The following is a 21669-nucleotide window of genomic DNA, read 5'->3' as shown; positions in this document are numbered from 1 at the left end:
GCCGTGGACGACGGGCTGTCGCCGGATGACGGAGGTTGACCGAGTGATGACAAGGAGCGAACGCCGGTGCCAGAGTAAGAGGGTGACGTCGCCGCCCCCGCGCTCCACCCCGGACGCAGCCCACGCGGCCTCCGAGCTGGTCGAGCTGCTGGAGGTGCTGTGGGAACGCGGTCGCGACGCGGCGTCCCCCGCGCCGGTCTCCCCCTCCCAACTGCGGGTCCTGCACGTGCTGGAGCGCGAGGAGGGGATCAACCTGCGCGGTCTCGGCGAGGTGCTGGGCGCCGCGCCCTCCTCGGTGAGCAGGCTCTGCGACCGGCTTCAGGCGCTCGGCTACGTCGAGCGCGAGCAGAGCCCGGCGAGCCGCCGCGAGTTGCAGCTGTCGTTGACGCCGAGCGGGCGCGCGTTCCTCGCCGAGCTGCGCGGGCGCAGGAAGCGCGCGTTGGAGACGGCCGTCGCCGCCATGGAGCCGGGCGCGCGGCGGGCGCTCGTCGAGGGGCTCGCCGGATTCCGGGCCGCCGTCGAACGGACCCCTCACACCGTGGAACGGACCGCGCTCGCCGTCGAAGAGCCCGCAGCCGTCGTGCGACAGGCCGTGCCCGCCGTCGAAGAGCCCGCGCCCGTCGCCCCACACGTTCCGCCCGCCCCGCCCGTTCCGGCGGAACACGCGGGCCGCGAAGGCGAGGGCGCCGGGCGCCCCGCCTCCCCGACCCCCGCGTCCCCGACCCCCGCCGAGCCGGCCGCCTGGGGGGACCGGGCCGGGGGCGGACCGGGGCCGCGTACTCTCGGGGGGCGCGTCGGCGCCCCCGAGGCCACGGCGGGATAACGACCGGCGTCACGGCGGCCGTTCGGGTTACGGCGACAGAGCGGGAAGGCTAAAGTTTGCCGAGCGGCAACTATGGGCTTTTCACACGTCGATGACATCCAGGACGCCTCGGGGGAAGGGCGGGAGCGCCGGTGCGACCGCGGTACGAGAGGGTTTGATGTGAGTGCCATCGAGTCGGCGGGGCGGGCCCGGGTGGCCCGCGCTCTGCGCGACCACGAAGCGGAGATCGCGGAGAACTGGATCAATCTCCAGGTCGAGCAGGACGTGCTGGTCGCCGGCATCGGCGAGGGCGAGCTCAGGGGCGAGGCCGACCAGCTGGTCGCCTCCCTGCGGGGCGCGCTGGCCGACGAGGAGTTGCCGACCGCCCGGCTCGCGAGCGAACACGCCGAGCTGCGCCGCACCCTGGCCGAGCTGTCCCTGCGCCGCGCGCGCGGCGGCGCGACCCCCGCGGCCATCTCGCTCGCCGTCCTCGCGCTGAAGGACGTGGTGCTGGAGATCCTGCGCCGTTCCACGCGCGACGCCACCGAGCTGTTCGAGGCGGCCGTGGTGCTCAACCGCGTGCTGGACGCCGGCGGGATCCTCGCGTTCGACCAGTATGTGGCGACCCGCGAGGAGATCATCAGCCGTCAGAGCCGACAGCTGATGGAGCTGTCCACCCCCGTCGTCCGCCTCTGGCGCCACGTGTTGGCCGTGCCGCTGATCGGCACCCTGGATACCAGCCGCACCCAGGTCGTGATGGAGAGCCTGCTCCAGTCGATCAAGGACGACGAGGCGCAGGTCGCCATCATCGACATCACCGGCGTCGCCGCCGTGGACACCTCGGTGGCCCACCATCTGATGCAGACCGTCGCCGCCGTGCGGCTGATGGGCGCCGACTGCGTGATCAGCGGCATCCGACCACCGATCGCGCAGACCATCGCGCAGCTCGGCGTCGACCTCTCCGCCATCCTGACCCGCGCCACCCTCGCCGACGCGCTCGCCGCCGCCCTGCGGATCACCGGCGACGCCCCGCTGCCCGCCGGCGTGGGAGGCGGCTCGTGACCGGGGTGCGCCGCGCGACCGGCGTGCCGATCCTGCGGCTTGGCGACGTGCTGGTCACGGGGCTGCTGGAGGAGCTGGACGACCGGTCGGCGACGGCCTTCCTCGACGAGCTGACCGAGCGCATCACCGCCGAGGGCGCCAAGGGCGTGCTGATCGACATCTCCCGGCTGACGATCATCGACTCGTTCGTGGCCCGCACCCTGAGCGAACTGACCACCACCGCCCGCCTGCTGGGCACCCGGGTGATCGTCGCCGGGATGCGGCCACCCGTCGCCATCACCCTCGTGGAGCTGGGGCTGCGGCTGGACGGCGTGGAGACCGCGCTCACCGCCGAACGCGGAATGGCCGCCCTGGGCTGGTTCCGCACCGCTTCTTCCCAGGAGGTCGGGCATGGCGACCATGCCGGATGAGCCGTCCGTGCGGCTGGCCAGCCGGCAGGCGCCGCCGTTCGCCGGACCACCGGGGCCGGTGACCAGCCGCAGCGAGCACCCGGTGCGCGTCGAGGAGGACCTGATGGAGGCGCGGCACGCGGTGCGCGCCGCCGCCCTCGCCGTCGACCTCGGCCTGGTCGACCAGACCCGCGTCGTCACCGCCGCCAGCGAACTGGTGCGCAACGCCTACATCCACGGCGGAGGCGGCGTCCTGGTGATCGAGCAGCTCAGCCGCAAGGGCGGGCGCGGCATCCGGCTGACCGTCAGCGACGACGGGCCCGGCATCCCCGACCTGGACGCCGCGCTGGACGACGGCTTCAGCACCGGCGCCGGCCTCGGCCACGGCCTCGGCGGCGCCCGGCGCCTGATGCACGAGTTCGACGTCGAGTGCCCGCCGGGTGGCGGTACCACCGTCCGCGTCACCCGCTGGGCACCCGGGTGACGCGCGGGTGACCAGCCCCTCCCTGCCCCGGGTCACCCGGCAGGTGCGCGTCGACCATGTCTCGGCCGTTCATCTCGCCCTCACCGAGGCCCGCGCGCTGGCGCGGACGCTTCGACTGCCGGGCGCGCTCCCCGAGAAGGCCGCGGTCCTCGCCAGCGAGCTGGCCACCAACCTCGACAAGCACGCCCGCGACGGCGTCCTCTACCTCCAGCCGCTGCCCCGCGGCGGCGGCCTCGAACTGACCGCCGTCGACCGCGGCCCCGGCATCGTCGACGTGCGCGCCGCGCTCGCCGACGGCTTCTCCACGACCGGCACCCTCGGCAGCGGCCTCGGCGCGGTCCGCCGGATCGCCGACACCCTGACCCTCCACTCCGATCCGCGCGGCACCCTGGCCCGCGCCACCCTGACCGCGCCGGGCGCGCGGGAGCCCGGTCCGCTCGGCGCGATCTGCCTGCCGGCCGTCCCCCACGACGCGCCGGATCCCGTGTCGGGAAGCACCGGCCGGGACGGGGAAGGGGAGGCGTCCTGCGGCGACGCGTTCGCCGTGCGGGAGACCCCGGACGGCCGCACCGTCGCCGTCATCGACGCGCTGGGCCACGGCCCCGAGGCCCAACGGGCCGCCGACAGCGCGCTGGCCGTCTTCGACGAGGACCCCTCGGCGCCGCTCACCGAGCTGCTCACGCGTCAGCACCGCGCGCTGCGCCGTTCGCGCGGCGCGGCCGTCGCGCTGCTGCGACTGGGCGCCGAGCAGGCCGAGTTCGCGGCCGTCGGCAACGTGCGGCTGGTGCGGATCGGTCTGGAACGGCCGCACGGCGGGCCGGCCGGACCTCCCGGCATCGTCGGCTACACCCTGCCGCGCCTGGTCACCCACCGGCTGCCGCGCGTGCCGGGGGAGACCCTGCTGCTGCACACCGACGGCATCGCCCCCGGCTGGTACCGGGCGCCCGCCGAGGAGCCGCCCCGGCTGCCGCCGACCCTGCTCGCCCCGTTTCTCGCCCATCGCCACCGACGGGTCCGCGATGACGCGGCGATCGTCGCCATCCCCACGTGAGGCCATGAACAGCAAGGACAGCAACCGCTTCGCCGATCTCGACGGACTGCGCCGGGCCGTGCGGCAGATCGCCAGGCGCCACGGCCTGCCCGTCGACCTGCGCGCCCGGCTGGTCGTCTCGGTCAGCGCGGTGGCCGGCGCGGAGTTGGCCGCCGGGCGCCCCGTCACGCTGGAGAGCGCCCTGCGCCAAGCCGCCGCGCGCCCCCCGCTGCTCGCCGTGGCGTGCCGCTGGGCCGACCGCGAGACCGTGCCCGACCTGGCCGAACTCCCGCTGCCCGCCGAGGTGGACGACGACGGTTCCGTCCGCTGGGAGCTGCCGGTGACCTGGAAGGAGCGCTCCGGGCACCGGGACCCCGAGGACCAGGCGCTGGAGCACGAGCTCCAGCACGCGCTGGCCAGGGCCGACGCCCTCGCCGCCGACCACCGTCGCCTCAAGCACGAGCTCTCCGAGACCAACAGCGGAGTGCTGGCCCTCTATGTGCAGCTGGAGGAACGCGACGAACGGCTGCGCCGCGCCCACGGCAAGACCCTCCGGGAGCTGGAGGACGCGCTGCGCCCGCCGCCCGTCGAGGTCGAGGGCGTCGAGATGGCCGTGCACTACGCGCCGGCCGGCACCGACGCGCCCACCGGCGGCGACCTCTACGACTGGTTCACGCTGCCGGACGGCTCGATCCACATCACCGTCGTGGACGCCCTCGGCCACGGCGTGACCAGCACCCGTTCCGCGCTCAACGTGACCCACGCGGTGCGCACCCTGGTGCTGGAGGGGCACCGGCTGGACCGGGTGGTGGCCCGCACCGACGAGGTGCTGCACCCCTTCGACCCGGCGCTGATGGCCACGTTGCTGCTGGTGCGGATCGACCCGGCGAGCGGCGAGGTCACGCTGGCCAACGGCAGCCATCCGCCGGCCCTGGTGATGCGCCGGGACGGACAGCACGGCTATCTCGACCTGAAGGGGCGCGGCATCGGCTTTCCCATGGCCGGCTCCGACGAGATGCTCACGACCCGGCTGGACCCCGGTGACCTGCTGGTCCTCTACACGGACGGGCTGACGGAGAGCCGGAAGAACCCGCTGGAGGGCGAGGCCAGGCTGGTCGAGGCCGCCGCCCGCGTGACGGGCGCGCCGATCGCCGACATCCCCGGCCGGCTGGCCGAGGAGATGCACACGGTCATCCTGCACCCGGACGACACCCTGGCCCTGGCGATCCGCCGCACCCCGGCGGCCACCGCGCCGCCGCCCGCTCCGTGAACCCGCGCCCGCCCGGCGCCGCGGCGGCTACCGTGTGCGGGATGGAAGGCACCGACCCCGCGCGTGACCGCGCCGCCGCCCGCCCGCGGGTGCTGCTCTCCTGCGCGACCTCGATCGACGGGTTCCTCGACGACCGCACCGACCGCCGGCTGGTGCTCTCCGGCGCCGAGGACCTGGACCGGGTGGACGCGGTGCGGGCCGCGTCGGACGCGATCCTGGTCGGGGCGGCGACCGTCCGCGCCGACGACCCCCGGCTGCTGGTGCGTTCCGCCGCACGCCGTGCCGCCCGTGAGGCGGCGGGGCTGCCGGCCGACCCGGCCCGGGTGGTGCTGACCGGCAGCGGCCGGCTCGACCCCGGGGCCCGGGTGTTCACCGTGGGCGGTGGGGAGCGGCTGGTCTACTGCCCCGGGGAACGGGTGCCGGGCGCGGTCGCCGCGCTCGGCGGCGCGGCCACGGTGGTGGCCGGCGGCGACCCGCTGGACGTGCCGCGCGTCCTGGCCGACCTGCGCGGGCGCGGGGTGCGCTCGCTGATGGTGGAGGGCGGTGGCGAGATCCACACCGCGTTTCTCGCCGCCGGTCTCGTCGACGAACTGCACCTGGTGGTCGCGCCGTTCCTGCTGGGGGAGAGGGGCCGGCCGCGCTTCACCAGGACGGTCGCGTTCCCGCAGGGCCCTGAGCACCCGATGCGGCTGGCCGAGACCCGCCGGCTGGGGGAGTGCGTCCTGCTCCGCTATCTGACCGGCCCGGCGCACGAGACCGACGACGGGGCCGACGACGGGACTGACAAGGAGACCGACGACGGGACCGCGGGCGCGTCCGCCGTCGAGGGGAGGGCGGTATGAACGAGCCCCGTTCACCCGGGGGCCTGCCGACGGCTCGGGAGCGGCGCCGCCGGCTGCGGGAGACGCTGGAGCTGGCCCGGCGCTGCCCGCCCAGCCCGACCGCCTTCGCGGTGGGCGCGGTGATCGTCGCCGCCGACGGCACCAGGATGGCCACGGGCTACTCGCGCGAGACCCACCCCGCCGACCACGCGGAGGAGGCCGCCCTCGCCAAGCTCGCCCCCGACGACCCGCGGCTGGCCGGCGCCGTTCTCTACAGCTCCCTCGAACCCTGCGGTCAGCGCGCCTCCCGCCCCGCCACCTGCGCGGAACTGATCATCGCCGCCGGTATCCCCACCGTCGTCTACGCCTGGCGCGAGCCCCCGCTCTTCGTGACGGCGGCCGGCGACCACCGGCTGCGCGCCGCCGGGGTGACCGTCCTGGAGGAGCCCGAACTCGCCGCCGAGGCACGCGAGATCAACCGCGCGCTCTTCTCGGACCCCGGGACCGTCCCCGACCCCGAGCCCCCGCCGCGCCCCGAAGCCCTGTAAGCCCTGTAAGCCCCCGATCACCTTCCCTGAACGACAGGACGACAGAGCGACAGGACGACAGGGCGACAGGGCCCGCACGGGAAAACCCCGGTACCCAGGGCCCGCCTCCGCTTGGGCGGACCCCAGGCACCGGGGGCGAGGGGTACGCGGTCAGTTCACCGCCGGCCGGTTCGGTTCACCACCGGCCGGTTCAGCTCACCGGGGTGAAGTCCCGCGCGCCGATGAAGCTCGGCCGGCGCACCGGAGCGGCGAACGGTTCGACCGCCGTGTTCTCCACGCTGTTGAAGACGATGAACACGTTGCTGCGCGGATAGGGCGTGATGTTGTCGCCGGAGCCGTGCATGCAGTTGCAGTCGAACCAGGTGGCCGACCCGGCCTTCCCCGTGAAGAGGTGGATGCCGTGCCGGTCGGCGAACCCGGTCAGCGCCTCGTCCGACGGGATGCCGGCGTCCTGCATCTGGAGGGACTTCTTGTAGTTGTCCTCCGGGGTCTCGCCCGCGCACCCGAGGAAGGTCAGGTGCGAGCCGGGCATGATCATCAGCCCACCGTTGGTGTCGTAGTTCTCGGTGAGCGCGATCGAGACCGAGACCGTCCGCATCCGGGAGAGTCCGTCCTCCGCGTGCCAGGTCTCGAAGTCCGAGTGCCAGTAGAAGCCGCTCGCCCCGAAACCGGGCTTGACGTTGATCCGGCTCTGGTGGACGTAGACGTCCGAGCCGAGGATCTGCCGGGCCCGGTCGACGACCCTGGGGTCGCGGACCAGACCGGCGAAGACGTCGCTGATCCGGTGCACCTCGAACACCGACCTGATCTCGCCCGACCGGGGTTCCACGACGGAACGCTCGTCGGCACGCACCCCGGGGTCGGTCACCAGGCGGTCGAGTTCCGCTCGGTAGGTGGCGACCTCTTCGGGAGTGATCAGCTGGTCGATGGCCGCGAAGCCGTCCCGCTCGAACGAGCCCAACTCGTCGCCGCTGAACGGCCCCGGGGTCCCCGGCTCGGACCACACCACCGGGTCCTGCCGGGGGGTGGCCACCTCGGTGGCCCCGCGGGTCGGGTACAGGTCTGCGGTGCGTTCGGGTGCGGTGGTCATAGTGCTCCCTTCGTATCGATCAGGCTTCGGTCAGCAGCGGGTAGACCCCGTTCTCATCGTGGTCCTCCCGGCCGGTGACCGGGGGGTTGAACACGCACATCACGCGGAAGTCCGTCTTCGGGCGGACGGTGTGCCGCTCGTGGCCGTCCAGGAGGTAGAGGGTGCCCGGCTTGATGAGGTGCTTCTCGCCGGTCTCCTCGTTGGTCAGCTCCGCCTCGCCCTCGACGCAGAAGACCGCCTCGATGTGGTTGGCGTACCACATTGTCGTCTCGGTACCCGCGTAGAGCACCGTCTCGTGAAAGGAGAACCCGACGCCTTCCTTGGCCAGCAGCAGCCGCTTGCTGCGCCAGGTGCCGGAGGCGGACTTCACGTCGCGGTCGGTTCCCTCGATGTCGCTGAGCGATCGCACGATCACGTTGGTGCGCTTCCTTTCCTTCTGTGGATTTCTGTTTCCCGCCGGTGGACCCCGGCGGACCGGTGGTGGTCCAAGGGGACGGCGCCCCCCGACTCGCGGGGGACGCCGGTGGGGTCCTGGGGTGGGGGTCAGTCGGTCTCGCGTACGGCCCTGGTCAGGATGCGCAGGCCCTCGTCCAGCTCCTCGGGCGTGGCGGTCAGCGCCGGCAGCAGCTTGACGACCTCGCTCTGCGGGCCGGAGGTCTCGATCAGCATCCCCAGCTCGAACGCGCGCTGGCAGACCCGGCGCGCGCGGTCGGCCTCGTCGAAGGTGAGCCCCCAGACCATGCCGCGCCCCCGGTAGCTCGCGCCGGCGTGCGCGTGCTCCACGGCCAGGGCGCTGAGGGCGTTCTCGATCTGCTCGCCCCTGCTGAGGGTCTGCTTCTCCATCTGGCCGTCGGCCCAGTAGGTGTTGAGCGTGGCGGAGGCGGTGACGAACGCCGGGTTGTTGCCCCGGAACGTGCCGTTGTGCTCGCCCGGCTCCCACACGTCCAGCTCGGGGCGGAAGAGGCACAGCGACATCGGCATCCCGTAGCCGCTGATGGACTTGGAGACGGTGATGATGTCGGGGACGATGCCGGACTCCTCGAACGAGAAGAACGCGCCGGTCCGCCCGCAGCCCATCTGGATGTCGTCGACGATCAGCAGCATGTCGTGGCGTACGCACAGGTCGGCCAGCGCCCGCAGCCACTCCGGCCGGGCGACGTTGACCCCGCCCTCTCCCTGCACGGTCTCGACGATGACGGCGGCGGGCTTGTTGAGCCCGGAGCCGGTGTCCTCCAGCAGCCGCTCGAACCAGATGAAGTCGGGGGTCTGCCCGTCGAGGTAGTCGTCGAACGGCATCGGCGTGCCGTGCACCAGCGGGATGCCGGCGCCGGCCCGCTTGAACGCGTTGCCCGTCACGGCGAGCGCGCCGAGCGACATGCCGTGGAAGCCGTTGGTGAACGAGACGATCGACTCCCGGCCCTTCACCTTGCGGGCCAGCTTCAGCGCCGACTCGACCGCGTTGGCGCCGGTCGGGCCGGGGAACATCACCTTGTGGTCCATGTCCCTGGGGGAGAGCACCACGTCGCGGAAGGTCTCCAGGAAGGCGCGCTTGGCCGTGGTGGACATGTCCAGGCCGTGGGTGACGCCGTCGCGCTCCAGGTAGTCGATGAGGGCGCGTTTGAGGACCGGGTTGTTGTGGCCGTAGTTCAGCGACCCGGCGCCCATGAAGAAGTCGAGATAGGTGTGGCCGTCCTCGTCGTACAGATAGCTGCCGCGCGAGCGGTCGAAGACCGTCGGCCAGTTGCGGCAGTAGCTGCGCACCTCGGACTCAAGGGTCTCGAAGATGCTCAGGTCGGGCTGGGTGATGGTCACAGCGGATCTCCAGGTGAGGCGAAGAGTGGTCGTCGGGTCAGCGCGCGGCGGCGACGTCGGGGACGCGGATCGGGCCGATCCGGTACAGCACTTCGGGCTGGTGGCCGCTCTCGGGGAACACCTGGCTGTCGAAGAGCACCTCGCGTCGCACGGAGGCGAGGTGCCGTTCGGCGAAGGCGGCGAACAGCCGGTTGGAGGCGGTGTTGTCCGGTGTGACGGTGGTCTCGATGGTGGTCACCCCCAGCTCCTCGCCCGTCCGGCGGGCCAGGGCGTCGAGCATCGCGGCGGCGAGGCCGCGTCCCCGCTGTGCGTGGTCGACGGCGACCTGCCAGATGAGCAGGGTCGTCGGAGCGTCAGGGCGTACGTATCCGGTGATGAAGCCGACCGGTTCGCCCGACGCGTCTCTGGCCACGATAGAGGTGCCGGCGTAGTCACGGCACCACAGCAGGTAACTGTACGAAGAGTTCAGGTCAAGAACGCGGGAGTCCTTGGCGATCCGCCAGAGGATGGCCCCGTCCGCCAGCTGTGGTGTGTCGAGCGTGAGCTCGTTTCCTTGTTCCACTGTCCCGGCTATTTCCTGGTAATCGACGGCACGTGCATGGTCTGCTTGTGCGGGGGTCATGCGAATTGAATTTACCCAGCATGAGTGGAAAATGCATCGCCGACCGGGGTTAACGGGGGTGGGGGAGATGTGTTACGCGCGCGCGTGGGTCGGGCGAGGAGTGGCGGCGAAACGAGGGGGTTTGTCCGTTAGTTACCGGACAAAACGGGCGCGCTCGTGCGCTTGGTCACATATTCGTAACGACGGTGTGACCCTGTTGGCCTGGCGGTGTGATGTTGGGGGCACCCTCGGGCGTGTCGGTTTAGGGATCAGAAAACCGGGAAGAAGCGCCTCGATCCCTCACCCCGATAAACCCGGGAAACGGCTGTCGAATTTCCGGCGGACCGCCGGTGTCCCGGATGCTGGAAGTCTTCTCCGTCCGATGCGCTGAAGACGCGGAAAAGATTATGCGGATCACCGGTGGCAAATGCCAGCCGGAGAGGGCCGGTCAGCTGAACCCACCGCCGCCCTCCACCGCGCCGCCCGGCCCCTCGCCGGTGATCAGATAGCGGTCGAACGCCGCGTCCCTCGGCCCCTCGCCGTGCTCGTACTGCGCGGCGAAGACATGCGCGCCCTCCGCGACCTCCCGGCCCTCCCGCAGCTCCCAGCGGAAGACCAGGTCCCCGCCCTCCTCCCCGGTGGTGAACACGAAGTCCTCCTCCGGCGGAGTCCGCCAGCCGCCCGTCGGCCGCGCCGCCTCGTCCGCGACCACCCGCACCTCCACGGTCAGAGCCGTCAACGGGTGGCTTGTTTCGAGCGTGACCTCACTCTGCGACCAGTACGGGTTGTCGTCCCGGTAGACCTCGCCCGACGTGGCCAGCGTGCCCCGCGCCGACGGCGAGGCCGCCGTCGCTTCGCCCCGCTCGCCCCCGCCCAGCCAGCCGCCGACCAGCACGGCCGCCCCGAGCACGCAGCCCACCGCGCCCACCGCCCCCGCCACCAGCCGCCTCCGCCGGCGGCGCGACGCGGCGGCGACCGGGTCGGGCGCGGCCATCCCGCGCGCGACGCGCGCCCGCATCCGCTCCCGGTCGGGCCGGTGCCCGGCCGCAGCCGCCCGCAGCAGCTCCCGCGCGTCCTCGCGGTCGGCCATCGGCACTCGTCCTCTTCCGGTTCGGCGGTCGCGCGGCGGGCGGACGCGCGGGTGCGCGGTCGCTCACCCGCCGCGATGCTGGAGCGGGCCGGCGGACAGCGCCCGCAGCATCTCCGGGGCCCCGCCCGCCTCCTCCGCGCGGACCTCGGTCCGGCTCAACAGGCGCTGCATCTCGGCCAGTCCGCGCGAGGTCTGGCTCTTCACCGTACCCACCGAGATGCCCAGCGTCCGCGCGGTGTCGCGTTCCGAGAGGTCGAACGCGTGGCGTAACACCACGCACGCGCGTTTGCGGTACGGCAACCGCGCCAGCGCCGCTCTGACGTCCAGCACCGCGGGCACGTCGGGCCCCTCGGTCTGCTCCGCCTGCCCCGCCGAGAAGAGCGCGATCCGGCGGCGTTCCCTCATCCGGGCGCGGATCTGCGAACGGGCGAGGTTCGCGACCACGCCTCTGGCGTAGGCCAGCGGCCGTTCCGCTTCGGTCATCCGGTTCCAACGGTGCCAGATCGCGACCAGGGCGTCGGCGGCGAGATCGTCGGCGCCCTCCCTGCCGCCGTCGCCGCCGAGCAGCAGATAGGCGAGTCGGGAGAGTTCGACATGGTGACGCTCGAAGAAGGCGTGGAAGTCTTCGCTGGGGCTGGCCACGCCGGCCTCCTCGGGGGTGCGGCTCCTCAATGCCTGCCGACGGCGTTTGTTCGACAGGTCGTGCGGTGTCCGTGACGTCGCCCAGCCCCGGGAGTTGGGAGCGTAGCAGGGGATCGGTAGGCTGCCGAGGCTCGTGAACCGGCCGGTATGAGACGAGTTCTCGACCGGGTCGCCGCCGCGGCGGCGACCCGGAGCCGGCGCCGCCCGTCGATTCCGCCCCAGGGAGGTCCCGTTGTCGAACGGTCAGGTGCTGCGCGTCACGGGCCGGGTACTGACCGGCCCGGCCGCCGCCGCGGACGAGGGGGAGGTGCGCGACGAGGTCTGGGTCGTCGACGGTCGGATCAGCCTCACCCCGCCGGCCTCCACCCGCGAGGTCACCACGGTCCGCGGCTACGCGCTGCCCGGCCTGGTCGACGCCCACTGCCACGTCGGTCTCGGTCCCGAGGGCGCCGTCGACGCGGAGACCTCCGAGGCGCAGGCGACGGCCGAACGGGAGGCAGGCGCCCTGCTGTTGCGCGACGCCGGCTCGCCGGCCGACACCCGCTGGATCGACCGGCGCGAGGACCTGCCGCGCGTCATCAGGGCGGGACGCCACATCGCCCGCCCGCGCCGCTACATCAGGAACTACGCCCACGAGATCGAGCCGGAGGAACTGCCCGACCGGGTGCGGCGCGAGGCGCGCGCCGGCGACGGCTGGGTGAAGCTGGTCGGCGACTGGATCGACAGGGAACGCGGCGACCTCGCCCCGCTCTGGCCGGCCCACGCGCTGCGCGAGGCCGTCGCCGCCGCCCACGAGGAGGGCGCCAGGGTCACCGCGCACTGCTTCGCCGAGGACTCCCTGCGCGACCTGGTCGAGGCGGGCGTCGACTGCGTCGAGCACGCCACCGGGCTCACCGAGGAGACCATCCCGCTCTTCGCCGAGCGCGGCGTCGCGATCGTGCCGACGCTGGTCAACATCGCCACCTTCCCGAAGCTGGCCCGGGCCGGCGAGCGCCGTTACCCGCGCTGGGCCGCCCACATGCGGCGGCTCCACGAACGCCGTCACGCGACCGTGCGCGCCGCCTGGGAGGCCGGCATCCCGGTCTACGCCGGCACCGACGCCGGAGGCTCGCTCGCCCACGGCCTGATCGCCGCCGAGGTCGGCGAACTCGCCGCCGCCGGGCTGCCCCCGCTGGCCGCGCTCTCCGCCGCCACCTGGGGGGCACGCGACTGGCTCGGCCGGCCGGGGCTGACCGAGGGCGCCCCCGCCGACCTGGTCGTCTACGCCGAGGACCCGCGCCGCGACCTCACCGCGCTGGCCCGCCCCCACCGGGTGGTGCTGCGCGGCCGGATCGTGGGCTGAGGCGCGCGGGATGTGGTAGGCGCCGGCGTGCACGCCGGCCCGCAGTGCGAACGGGGAACGCCCGTGCGGCCCGACGTTCCCTCGTATGAGTGAAGTGACCTCTGATGGTCATTGATCACCCCCGGCAGGCCGAAGGATGGCGGCGTCCCGGTCGCCGCCGTGCCTGTCCCTGTTCGCGCGGCGGCGACGTTCACCATCTCGTGGGGGTTCATCACCCGTGTTCAACTCTGCCTTCGGGCGGTCCATCTCCCTTGCCCTGGTGGCCGGTTGCGGCGCGCTCCTGGCGGGCGCCACGCCCGCGGTCGCCGACGAAGGGCCGGAAGGGGAGACCCACGGCACCGCGAACGCCGCGGTGCTGCGCACCACGCTCGACGTCTCACTGCTGGACGGCGCGGCCAACCTGCCGCTGAACCTGGCGCTCAACGAGGTCAGCGCCCCGGCCGACGGGTCCCAGGCCGACGAGACGCTGCTCACCGCGACGCTGGACGGGGTGGCCGACGGCCGGCCGTTCGACGTGCTGCGCGCCGAGGTCGCCGGCGCCGAGGCCACCGCCGACGGGTCGGCCGCCACCGCCGACTCCGAGCTGGTCGGCGCCCGCGTCCAGCTGCCGGGGCTCGGCGCGCTCTCGCTGATCGAGCTGAGCGCCGTGCACTCCCGCGCGCACTGCGCCGTCGGCGAGACCCCCGTCGCCGAGACCACCGTGCCGGCCAGCGCCACGGTCCTCGGCCGGGAGGTCACCCTCGACTCCACCGGCGAGACCCGGCTGGAGGTGCCCGGCGTCGGCGAGGTCACCCTGGCCCTGGGCCAGCGCGAGACCACCGACACCTCCGCCGCCGCCACCGCGCTCGAACTGGCCGTGGAGATCAACCCGTTGGAGCTGAACGTGGCGACCGTCAGCGGCCGGGTCACCCTGGCCGAGGCCGCCTGCACCACCCCGGTCGGCGCGCCGGCGCCCGAGGAGGAGTCGGAGGAGCCCGACGCCGAGGAGCCCGAGGGGCCGGCGCCGCAGAGCGGGGGCGAACGCCCGGCCGGCGACCTCGCCGAGACCGGCGGCGGCTCCGCCACCCCGTACGTGGTCGGCGGTGGCCTGGCGCTGCTGGCCGTGGGAGCGGGCACGGTGGTGCTCGCCCGCCGTCGCGCGGCGTGAGGCGGTCGCGCTGACCGGCCGTTGACCGGTTGCCGCACGCGCGGGGGCCGGTGCCCGGCGAACATCGCCGGGCACCGGCCCCCGCCGCCGGGCCGGGGGCGGGGGCGTCAGGCGGCGATGATCCAGATGCCGTAGCAGACGGCCGCCGCGCACAGCCCGAAGGAGAGATAGCCGGCCGACCTCGCCGGGGCACCGCTCCTCGGCCCGCTCGTCCGGATGCCGAGCGAGAAGAGCCCGACCACGGCCACGGTCAGCAGCACCGACACCAGGATGACCTGGCCCAGCACGTCCCATTCGATGTTCATCGTCTGTGAGGACCTTCGCGTTTCGAGGTGTTTCCGGGATCGAGGTGTTACCGGGGTGCGTCGTGTTACCCGGGTGCGGGCGTCAGGAGGCGCTCGGGCCGGGACGCCCGGCCGTCGAGTCCGCCGGCGCGGTCCGCTGCTCCGCCTCCGGGTCGACGACCGGCGGCGCGAGCACGGCCAGGGCCGGCTCCTCGTCCCCCGCGGCCGACGTGCTCACCGTCGAGGGGTTCACCGCCGCCGACCCGTTCACCGAGGCCGTGTCCACCGAAGCGGTGTCCAGCGAAGCCTTGTCCACCGAGACCGTGTTCACCGGGGCCGTGGAGGAGTCGTTCACCGTCCCGTTCACCTTCCCGGTGCCCGAGGCCTCCGCCACCGAGGCGTCCGTCACCGGCTCCTCGTCCCGTACGGCGACGGTCTCCTCGGCCGGCAGGGCGTCCGGGTCGTCGTCGTTGACGTTGTCGGAGGAGACCGGCCGGCGGCGCGAGCGCGCCCAGATGGCGCCGCTCACCACGATCAGCAGCACCGCGACCGTCGCCACACCCCAGTCGCCCTGCTCGGCCAGCAGCGCGCCCAGCGCGCCGACCAGGCCGGCGGCCGGCAGCGTCAGCAGCCACGCCACGACCATCCGGGAGACCGTGTTCCACCGGATGACGCCGCCGCGCCGCCCCAGCCCGGAGCCGGTCACCGCGCCCGAGCAGACCTGGGTGGTGGAGAGCGCGAACCCCATGTGGGAGGAGGCCAGGATGGTCGTCGCCGCGCTCGTCTGGGCGGCGAAGCCCTGCGGCGGCTGGATGTCCGTCAGGCCCTTGCCCAGGGTGCGGATGATCCGCCAGCCGCCGAGGTAGGTGCCCAGCGCGATGGCCACGCCCGCGGAGGTGATGACCCACAGCGGCGGGTCGGAGTCCGGCGCCAGCGAACCGCCGGCGATCAGCGCCAGCGTCATCACGCCCATGGTCTTCTGCGCGTCGTTGGTGCCGTGCGCGAGGGAGACCAGCGCGGCGGAGGCGATCTGCCCGGCGCGGTAGCCCTTGGCGCTGGTGGCCCGGTCGGCGTCCCTGGTGACGCGGTAGGTCAGCCGGGTCGCCATGGTCGCCGCGACCCCGGCCACCAGGGGGGCCACCACGGCGGGGATGATCACCTTGGTGATCACCGCGTCCCCGTTGATCGCGCCGAAGCCGACCGAGGCGACGGTGGCGCCGATCAGGCCGCCGAAGAGCGCGTGCGAGGAGCTGGAGGGGAGCCCGGCGAGCCAGGTGAGCAGGTTCCAGACGATCGCGCCCACCAGCCCGGCGAAGATCACTTCGGGCTGGATGCCCGCCTCCTCGTCGATGATCCCGCCGGAGATGGTTCTGGCGACCTCGACGGAGAGGAACGCTCCGACGAGGTTGAGTATCGCCGACATCGCGACCGCGGGTTTGGGTTTCATCGCCCCGGTCGAGATGGTGGTGGCCATCGCGTTGGCCGTGTCGTGGAAGCCGTTGGTGAAGTCGAACGCCAAAGCCGTGATGATCACGATCGCGATCAACAGCGTGAAGTGTTCCATGTACCGGACAATCGTTCGGCGGGGTGGGGGCAAGCGGAGTTAACGTAGGGTGAATAGGTGAACGGAAGATGAATGAACGGCGGCGTAACGCTGTTGCTTCGATCCTTTTTTCGGCAGGCCCCTCCGGGGGCCGGAGGCCGATACCCGCCGAATGGCGTTCCGCCTGGCGGGAGTTGGTGCGGGCCGCCCGGCGGACGGTCACCGATGGTCTGGTCGTCGGCACCTCGGGTAACCTCTCGGTCCGCCTCGGCGAGACGGTCCTCGTCACGCCAAGTGGCGTTCCGTACAACGAACTCGGGCCCGGCGACCTCCTCGCCGTCGACCTCGAAGGCCGGGTCGTGGCCGGACGGCTGAGGCCGACGAGCGAACTCCCGCTCCATCTCGCGGTCTACCGGGAGAGCGAGGCCGGCGCGGTGGTGCACACGCACGCCGCCCGCGCGACGGCGGTCTCCACGCTGGTCGACGAGGTGCCCACGATCCACTACATGGCGGCGGCCATGGGCGGGCCGATCAGGGTGGCACCGTACGCGACCTACGGCTCGGACGAGTTGGCCCGCGCGGCGCTCACGGCGCTGGAGGGGCGCAGCGCGTGTCTGCTGCGCAACCACGGCACCCTGGTCCACGGGCGCGATCTGCGGCAGGCGATGGACCACACGGCGCAGCTGGAATGGATGTGCGAGGTGTGGCTCGCGGCCAGCTCCGTCCCCGGCCGTCAGCCGACCCTGCTCGACGAGGCGCAGCTGGCGGAGGTGAGCGAACGCCTGCGTGACTACGGCAACGGGACGCGCCGCTGAGGTCCTTCGACGGGCACGGCCACCGTCGCGGTGGCCAGGGGCGTCACCGTCCGCTGTCGGCCACCCGCCGGGGTGCGGTCGGCTCCCCGCCCGGTTCGGCCGCCCCACCCCGGAGGGCGCGCGGCTCCCCGCGCCCCGGCGGGGCGCGACGCCCGAACGGGGGGCGCCACGTGGCCCTCTCCCCGGCGCGCTCCCATGCTGGGGTCATGCGACGGCGGATCACGGCGGCGGTCGCCGCCAGCACGGTGTTGGCGGCCGGGGTCGGACTGAGCACGGCCGCGGTGGCCCGGTGGGCCACCCGCACGGCCCTCGGCGCGGCCGGCGCCGGCCGGCCGCTCGGCTTCGCCGGCGTCCGCTTCGCCGTGCACGGCAGCACGCCCGAGACCGTCACCCTCACCCGTTCCCCTCTCTCCCTGCGCCCCGGCACCTACCGGCTCACCGGCCGCCACGGCTCCGCCGTCGTCGGGGAGCCGCTGGAGGTGGCCAGCTCGCCGGACACCGTCGTGCGCCGCCTGCTCCCCAGCGGCGGCGCCGCCCCGTTCGCCACCGGCGCCTCCGTCGGGCTCACGCCCCAACTGCACGTCGGCGACCCACGCTCCGCCCTCGGCATCGAGTACACCGACGTCGCGCTCCCGCACGGTGCGGTCACCCTGCCGGCCTGGTACGTCGCGGGCGACCGCGAGACCTGGGTGATCGCGCTGCACGGGCTCGGCACCACCAGGGAGGGCCCGTTGAACCTGCTGCCCTTCCTCCACCGGCACCAGTTCCCCGTCCTGGTGCCCGCCTTCCGGGGCGACCCCGGCGCGCCGCGCCGCGTCGACCCCGTCTACCGGTTGGGCGCGGGGGAGTGGGCCGACGCGGAGGCGGCGCTCCGCTTCGCCGTGCGCTCCGGCGCACGCCGGGTGGTGCTCCACGGCTGGTCCGCCGGCGCGACGATGGCGCTGTACGCCGCCACGCACTCCCCGTTGCGCCGCCATGTCGCCGGCCTGGTCCTCGACTCCCCGGTGCTCTCGCCCACCGCGACCCTGCGCGCGCTCGCCGTCCGGCGGGGCCTGCCTCCGCCGCTGCGCCCGCTCGCCGTCGCCGCCGCGCGCCGCGACGCGCTCCCCGAGCGCCCGCCGCCGATGCCCCCCGTCGGCGAGCGGAACGCGCCCCCGCCCGTGCTGCTCCTGCACGGTCCCGACGACAGCGTCGCCCCGTTCCCCCACAGCCGCGACTTCGCCGGCCGCCACCCGGAGAACGTGCTGCTCCACACCGTCGCGCGGGCCGAGCACGCCGCGATGTGGAACGTCGACCCCGACGGCTACGAGGAGGCGCTGCGCCGCTTCCTCACCCCCCTGATGTGAGCCCCGCCGCGCCCTCGCCGCACGCCCGCCGCCGTGCCGCGGCGGGATGTCCGTCATCTACCGCTCTGTGCGGGGGGTTTGGGCTTTGACGGCCCTAACGGCGAAACTGCTCGGGTGACGTCCCGAACTCCGCGTGAGCCCCGGTTGCGCCTTGTCCCGCAGAACGCCCCGCAACGAGCGCCCGTCCAGCGCCGCACGGGGGAGCGCAGAAGGACCCCACGGCCACCCAAGGGCGTGCTGCCTCCCGAGCGTCTGGCGCGGCAGGCGCGCGAGCTGCTGGCCGACGCGGTGCGGGTCGCGCACTGGGCCAGGGAGGCCGGGCTCTCCCCCGAGCAGGACGCCGCCCGCGCCGCCGCCGAGCTGGGAATGTCCACCGCCGAGCTGCGGGAGAACTGGAGCCGCGCCCGGCTGGCCGGCCTGCTGGAGATCGAGGGGGAGGGCGGCGCGGTCAGCGCCGGCTGGCGGCTGCGCGCCTGGGAGCGCGACGACACGGCGGCGCTGCGCGGCTGGGTCGCGCTCTTCGACGCCTGGTGCCTGGCCCGCCCCGCGCCGTCGGACGCCGACCCCTCGCTGGTCACCGACGTGGTCGCCGCCATGCCCCAACTGCTGTCCGTGATGCGGCTCTCCGAGGGGCCGGTCACCGCCGCGGGCCTGATCGACCTGATGCGCCGCCGGGTCGCCGAGCTGCGCGCCGAACGCCCCGACGACGCCGGCCCCGACACCCCGGCCCCCGAGCCCGTCGAGCCGGCGGCGGAGGACCGCGCGACCACGGCCGAACGCGTCCGGCTGCTGGGCTGGGCGCTGGACGCGCTCTCCTCCGTCGGCGCGCTCACCCTGCACGCGCGCGGCGACCGCCCGGCCAGGGCGCGCCTGACCGACCTGGGCAGCTGGGCGATGTGGACCAAGCTGGAGCAGATCTGCGTCGCCGCGCAGAGCCCCGCCGGCAACATCGAGCAGTCGGCCGTCGCCATGCTGCGCGGCTGCGCCAACCTCACCCCCGGTCCCGCCCGCGCCGAGTACCGCGCCTGGCTCGCGGTGCGCCCCACCGCCCCGGCCGTCGACGAGCTGCTGGCCGCCGCCAGGGGCGAGGACGCCCTGATCCGGGGGCTGGCCTTCCAGGCGCTGCGGGTGGTCGGCGCCCCCGCGTCCGAGGCGGTGCGCGCCGTGGTGGACGACCCGGTGCTGCGCCCCTACGCGCTGCTGTGGCTCGCCGACCACGAGGGCGGGGACCCGCGCGAGACGGCCGAGTCCTCGCTGGGTGTGCTCAACCGCCAGGAGGCCACCTGGCTCTGGGTCGACACCGCCTCGGCCGCCCAGGAGCACGGCGCCGAGCGGCTGCTGGTCGACCATCTCGACACCGCCCCACAGCCGAACGTCGCCGAACTGGTGGACGAGATTCGTATCTGTGGCCACCCGCGCACCGTGCAGGTGCTGCTGGCGCTGGCGGCCGTCCATCCCGACCAGACGGTCGCGAAACGGGTCCGCAGGGCGGCGTTCCAGGTCCACAGCGGAGGCGCCTGAGGTGGGGGAGCGGCAGGGGGACGGTGGGCGGGGAACGCGCCGCGCCGCGCGGCTAGAATGGCCGCCATGGACACTCCGTTCCTCGTGCACTAGCGGCCGTAAGCGCTGATCCGACCCCGTCTCACACATTCCGTACCTGGAGTCTGTCCATGATCACCGCATCCGGGATCGAGCTGCGCGCCGGCGCCCGCATCCTGATCGAGAGCGCCTCGTTCCGCATCGCGCAGGGCGACCGCGTCGGCCTCGTCGGGCGCAACGGCGCCGGCAAGACCACCCTCACCAAGTGCCTGGCCGGCCAGGGCACCCCGGCCGGCGGCACCATCACCCGCTCCGGCGAGGTCGGCTACCTCCCGCAGGACCCGCGCACCGGCGACCTCGACGTGCTCGCCAGGGACCGCATCCTCTCCGCCCGCGGCCTGGACACCGTCCTGCGCGGGATGCGGGAGAACGAGGAGCGCATGGCGAGCGGCCAGGGCGCCACCCGCGAGAAGGCGATGCGCCGCTACGAGCGGCTGGAGACCGAGTTCCTGACCAAGGGCGGCTACGCCGCCGAGGCCGAGGCCGCCACCATCGCGGCCAGCCTCGGCCTGCCGGACCGGGTGCTCGGCCAGCCGCTGCACACCCTCTCCGGCGGCCAGCGCCGCCGGGTCGAGCTGGCGCGCATCCTCTTCTCCGACGCCGACATCCTGCTGCTCGACGAGCCGACCAACCACCTCGACGCCGACTCCGTCATCTGGCTGCGGGACTTCCTGCGGACCTACCGCGGCGGACTCATCGTGATCTCCCACGACATCGACCTCGTGGAGACGGTGGTCAACAAGGTCTTCTACCTGGACGCCAACCGCTCCGCCATCGACATCTACAACATGGGCTGGCGGCAGTACCAGATCCAGCGCGAGGCCGACGAGAAGCGCCGCCGCCGCGAGCGCGCCAACGCGGAGAAGAAGGCCGCCGCGCTCAACGCCCAGGCCGACAAGATGCGCGCCAAGGCCACCAAGGCCGTCGCCGCCCAGAACATGGCCCGCCGCGCCGAGCGGCTGCTCGCCGGCCTGGAGGACGAGCGCCGCGACGACAAGGTCGCCAAGCTCCGCTTCCCCGACCCGGCGCCCTGCGGCAAGACCCCGCTGGCCGCCGAGGGGCTGTCGAAGTCCTACGGCTCGCTGGAGATCTTCACCGACGTCTCGCTCGCCATCGACAAGGGCTCACGGGTCGTCATCCTCGGCCTCAACGGCGCGGGCAAGACCACGCTGCTGCGTCTGCTCGCGGGCGTCGAGGTGCCCGACACCGGCGGGGTCACCCCGGGACACGGCCTCAAGCTCGGCTACTACGCGCAGGAGCACGAGACCCTGGACCCGGAGCGCACGGTCCTGGAGAACATGCGCAGCGCAGCCCCCGACCTGGACATGGTGCAGGTGCGGAAGACGCTCGGCTCGTTCCTCTTCTCCGGCGACGACGTGGACAAGCCGGCCGGGGTGCTCTCCGGCGGTGAGAAGACCCGGCTGGCGCTGGCCACCCTGGTCGTGTCCTCGGCCAACGTGCTGCTGCTCGACGAGCCGACGAACAACCTGGACCCGGCCAGCCGCGAGGAGATCCTGGGCGCGCTGCACAGCTTCAGCGGCGCGGTCGTCCTGGTCACCCACGACGAGGGCGCCGTCGACGCCCTCCAGCCGGAGCGCATCATCCTGCTGCCGGACGGCGTCGAGGACCTGTGGAGCGCGGACTACGCGGACCTGGTCGCCCTCGCCTGAACGGCCCACCGGGTCGCCTCCGGTCCCGTTGATCACGCGGCGATGGACCAATCGACGCACGGGTGATCATTCATCTGAGTGAGTGCGGTCGTAGCCGGGCGTGTCGAAACGTCCGGCGCGCCGCGCTCGCCCCCCGCCTCGCCCGTGCGTCGCGTTCCCCGCGCTCACCTGCCGCTTCGTGCCCGCGGGCGGCGCCGCCCCGCGCCGTTCCGCGGTCCCGGAACGGTCGGGGAGCGGTCCGTTTGTCGTACGTACCGCGACGAATGGGTGGCCAGAACCCCG

Annotated in this window: 21 protein-coding genes and 1 pseudogene; 14 read left to right on the top strand and 8 right to left on the bottom strand. The window is 73.7% G+C overall.

Annotated elements, in window-relative coordinates; all coding sequences use genetic code 11:
• Window positions 1-46 precede the first annotated feature (46 nt).
• The 8 genes and pseudogenes from FH715_RS28585 to FH715_RS14800 form a co-directional block, all read left to right on the top strand.
• Window positions 47-520: pseudogene (locus FH715_RS28585) on the top strand (MarR family winged helix-turn-helix transcriptional regulator); the annotation flags it as partial.
• Between the two features lie 462 nt (window positions 521-982).
• Complete coding sequence (locus tag FH715_RS14830; protein WP_139645363.1) at window positions 983-1864, top strand: STAS domain-containing protein; 882 nt, start codon at window positions 983-985, stop codon at window positions 1862-1864.
• Window positions 1861-2274, top strand: coding sequence for an STAS domain-containing protein (locus FH715_RS14825; RefSeq protein ID WP_246108751.1), 414 nt, complete (start codon window positions 1861-1863; stop codon window positions 2272-2274). The genes FH715_RS14830 and FH715_RS14825 overlap by 4 nt, the downstream gene beginning before the upstream one ends.
• Window positions 2255-2737: an ATP-binding protein gene (locus tag FH715_RS14820; protein ID WP_425472717.1), complete on the top strand. Its 483-nt coding sequence runs from the start codon at window positions 2255-2257 to the stop codon at window positions 2735-2737. The genes FH715_RS14825 and FH715_RS14820 overlap by 20 nt, the downstream gene beginning before the upstream one ends.
• 7 nt (window positions 2738-2744) lie before the next feature.
• Window positions 2745-3788, top strand: coding sequence for an ATP-binding protein (locus FH715_RS14815; protein ID WP_139645360.1), 1044 nt, complete (start codon window positions 2745-2747; stop codon window positions 3786-3788).
• Window positions 3789-3792: 4 nt separating this feature from the next.
• The gene (locus FH715_RS14810) at window positions 3793-5037 is read left to right on the top strand and encodes a PP2C family protein-serine/threonine phosphatase (RefSeq protein ID WP_139645359.1); all 1245 of its coding nucleotides are present in this window, start codon (window positions 3793-3795) and stop codon (window positions 5035-5037) included.
• Between the two features lie 41 nt (window positions 5038-5078).
• The gene (locus FH715_RS14805; RefSeq protein WP_139645357.1) at window positions 5079-5879 is read left to right on the top strand and encodes a RibD family protein; all 801 of its coding nucleotides are present in this window, start codon (window positions 5079-5081) and stop codon (window positions 5877-5879) included.
• Complete coding sequence (locus FH715_RS14800) at window positions 5876-6406, top strand: cytidine/deoxycytidylate deaminase family protein (protein ID WP_139645355.1); 531 nt, start codon at window positions 5876-5878, stop codon at window positions 6404-6406. The genes FH715_RS14805 and FH715_RS14800 overlap by 4 nt, the downstream gene beginning before the upstream one ends.
• 190 nt (window positions 6407-6596) lie before the next feature.
• On the opposite strand, the gene thpD is transcribed toward FH715_RS14800, so the two are convergent.
• From thpD to FH715_RS14770, 6 genes are all read right to left on the bottom strand, one after another.
• Window positions 6597-7496: an ectoine hydroxylase gene (thpD, locus tag FH715_RS14795; protein WP_139645353.1), complete on the bottom strand. Its 900-nt coding sequence runs from the start codon at window positions 7494-7496 to the stop codon at window positions 6597-6599.
• 19 nt (window positions 7497-7515) lie between these two features.
• A complete protein-coding gene (locus tag FH715_RS14790; RefSeq protein ID WP_139645351.1) occupies window positions 7516-7911 on the bottom strand; it encodes an ectoine synthase in 396 nt (131 codons plus the stop codon).
• Between the two features lie 128 nt (window positions 7912-8039).
• Window positions 8040-9308: a diaminobutyrate--2-oxoglutarate transaminase gene (ectB, locus tag FH715_RS14785; protein ID WP_139645349.1), complete on the bottom strand. Its 1269-nt coding sequence runs from the start codon at window positions 9306-9308 to the stop codon at window positions 8040-8042.
• 37 nt (window positions 9309-9345) lie between these two features.
• Window positions 9346-9930, bottom strand: coding sequence for a diaminobutyrate acetyltransferase (gene ectA / locus FH715_RS14780; protein ID WP_139645347.1), 585 nt, complete (start codon window positions 9928-9930; stop codon window positions 9346-9348).
• A 427-nt stretch (window positions 9931-10357) separates the two neighbouring features.
• Window positions 10358-10999, bottom strand: coding sequence for a hypothetical protein (locus tag FH715_RS14775; RefSeq protein WP_139645345.1), 642 nt, complete (start codon window positions 10997-10999; stop codon window positions 10358-10360).
• Window positions 11000-11062: 63 nt separating this feature from the next.
• The gene (locus tag FH715_RS14770) at window positions 11063-11641 is read right to left on the bottom strand and encodes a SigE family RNA polymerase sigma factor (protein WP_139645343.1); all 579 of its coding nucleotides are present in this window, start codon (window positions 11639-11641) and stop codon (window positions 11063-11065) included.
• A 232-nt stretch (window positions 11642-11873) separates the two neighbouring features.
• On the opposite strand from FH715_RS14770, the gene FH715_RS14765 reads away from it, so the two are divergent.
• Together FH715_RS14765 and FH715_RS14760 are read left to right on the top strand one after the other, a co-directional pair.
• Window positions 11874-12983 carry an amidohydrolase family protein gene (locus FH715_RS14765; RefSeq protein WP_139645341.1) on the top strand — a complete coding sequence of 370 codons (1110 nt, stop codon included), beginning with the start codon at window positions 11874-11876 and terminating at the stop codon, window positions 12981-12983.
• Window positions 12984-13200: 217 nt separating this feature from the next.
• Window positions 13201-14130: an SCO1860 family LAETG-anchored protein gene (locus FH715_RS14760; RefSeq protein ID WP_139645339.1), complete on the top strand. Its 930-nt coding sequence runs from the start codon at window positions 13201-13203 to the stop codon at window positions 14128-14130.
• Window positions 14131-14237: 107 nt separating this feature from the next.
• Here FH715_RS14760 and FH715_RS14755 read toward each other — a convergent pair whose 3' ends face one another.
• Together FH715_RS14755 and FH715_RS14750 are read right to left on the bottom strand one after the other, a co-directional pair.
• On the bottom strand, window positions 14238-14435 hold the full coding sequence (locus FH715_RS14755) for a hypothetical protein (protein ID WP_139645336.1): 198 nt from the start codon (window positions 14433-14435) through the stop codon (window positions 14238-14240).
• An 82-nt stretch (window positions 14436-14517) separates the two neighbouring features.
• Window positions 14518-15978, bottom strand: coding sequence for an inorganic phosphate transporter (locus FH715_RS14750; protein ID WP_139645334.1), 1461 nt, complete (start codon window positions 15976-15978; stop codon window positions 14518-14520).
• 68 nt (window positions 15979-16046) lie between these two features.
• Between FH715_RS14750 and FH715_RS14745 the strand changes: the two genes are divergently transcribed.
• The 4 genes from FH715_RS14745 to FH715_RS14730 all read left to right on the top strand — a co-directional run bounded on the left by FH715_RS14745 (window position 16047) and on the right by FH715_RS14730 (window position 21387).
• The gene (locus FH715_RS14745; protein ID WP_139645332.1) at window positions 16047-16772 is read left to right on the top strand and encodes a class II aldolase/adducin family protein; all 726 of its coding nucleotides are present in this window, start codon (window positions 16047-16049) and stop codon (window positions 16770-16772) included.
• A 206-nt stretch (window positions 16773-16978) separates the two neighbouring features.
• Complete coding sequence (locus FH715_RS28940) at window positions 16979-18118, top strand: alpha/beta hydrolase (RefSeq protein WP_139645330.1); 1140 nt, start codon at window positions 16979-16981, stop codon at window positions 18116-18118.
• Window positions 18119-18232: 114 nt separating this feature from the next.
• Window positions 18233-19639: a hypothetical protein gene (locus FH715_RS14735; RefSeq protein ID WP_139645328.1), complete on the top strand. Its 1407-nt coding sequence runs from the start codon at window positions 18233-18235 to the stop codon at window positions 19637-19639.
• Window positions 19640-19788: 149 nt separating this feature from the next.
• Complete coding sequence (locus FH715_RS14730; RefSeq protein WP_139645326.1) at window positions 19789-21387, top strand: ABC-F family ATP-binding cassette domain-containing protein; 1599 nt, start codon at window positions 19789-19791, stop codon at window positions 21385-21387.
• Window positions 21388-21669: the final 282 nt, after the last annotated feature.

Origin of the sequence: Streptomyces sedi, assembly GCF_006335015.1 — a bacterium.
Taxonomy (GTDB): Bacteria; Actinomycetota; Actinomycetes; order Streptomycetales; family Streptomycetaceae; genus Streptomyces; species Streptomyces sedi.
The sequence above is the reverse complement of the archived record's forward strand: the minus strand, read 5'-3'. Positions and strand labels throughout refer to the sequence as shown.

What these genes read in the sequence shown, in the direction of transcription:
- FH715_RS14820 (WP_425472717.1), top strand. Translation starts at nt 2,255, where the DNA reads ATGGCGACCATGCCGGATGAGCCGTCCGTGCGGCTGGCCAGCCGGCAG.
- FH715_RS14810 (WP_139645359.1), top strand. Translation starts at nt 3,793, where the DNA reads ATGAACAGCAAGGACAGCAACCGCTTCGCCGATCTCGACGGACTGCGC.
- FH715_RS14805 (WP_139645357.1), top strand. Translation starts at nt 5,079, where the DNA reads ATGGAAGGCACCGACCCCGCGCGTGACCGCGCCGCCGCCCGCCCGCGG.
- FH715_RS14800 (WP_139645355.1), top strand. Translation starts at nt 5,876, where the DNA reads ATGAACGAGCCCCGTTCACCCGGGGGCCTGCCGACGGCTCGGGAGCGG.
- thpD (WP_139645353.1), bottom strand. Translation starts at nt 7,496, where the DNA reads ATGACCACCGCACCCGAACGCACCGCAGACCTGTACCCGACCCGCGGG.
- ectA (WP_139645347.1), bottom strand. Translation starts at nt 9,930, where the DNA reads ATGACCCCCGCACAAGCAGACCATGCACGTGCCGTCGATTACCAGGAA.
- FH715_RS14775 (WP_139645345.1), bottom strand. Translation starts at nt 10,999, where the DNA reads ATGGCCGACCGCGAGGACGCGCGGGAGCTGCTGCGGGCGGCTGCGGCC.
- FH715_RS14755 (WP_139645336.1), bottom strand. Translation starts at nt 14,435, where the DNA reads ATGAACATCGAATGGGACGTGCTGGGCCAGGTCATCCTGGTGTCGGTG.
- FH715_RS14750 (WP_139645334.1), bottom strand. Translation starts at nt 15,978, where the DNA reads ATGGAACACTTCACGCTGTTGATCGCGATCGTGATCATCACGGCTTTG.
- FH715_RS14745 (WP_139645332.1), top strand. Translation starts at nt 16,047, where the DNA reads ATGAATGAACGGCGGCGTAACGCTGTTGCTTCGATCCTTTTTTCGGCA.
- FH715_RS28940 (WP_139645330.1), top strand. Translation starts at nt 16,979, where the DNA reads ATGCGACGGCGGATCACGGCGGCGGTCGCCGCCAGCACGGTGTTGGCG.
- FH715_RS14730 (WP_139645326.1), top strand. Translation starts at nt 19,789, where the DNA reads ATGATCACCGCATCCGGGATCGAGCTGCGCGCCGGCGCCCGCATCCTG.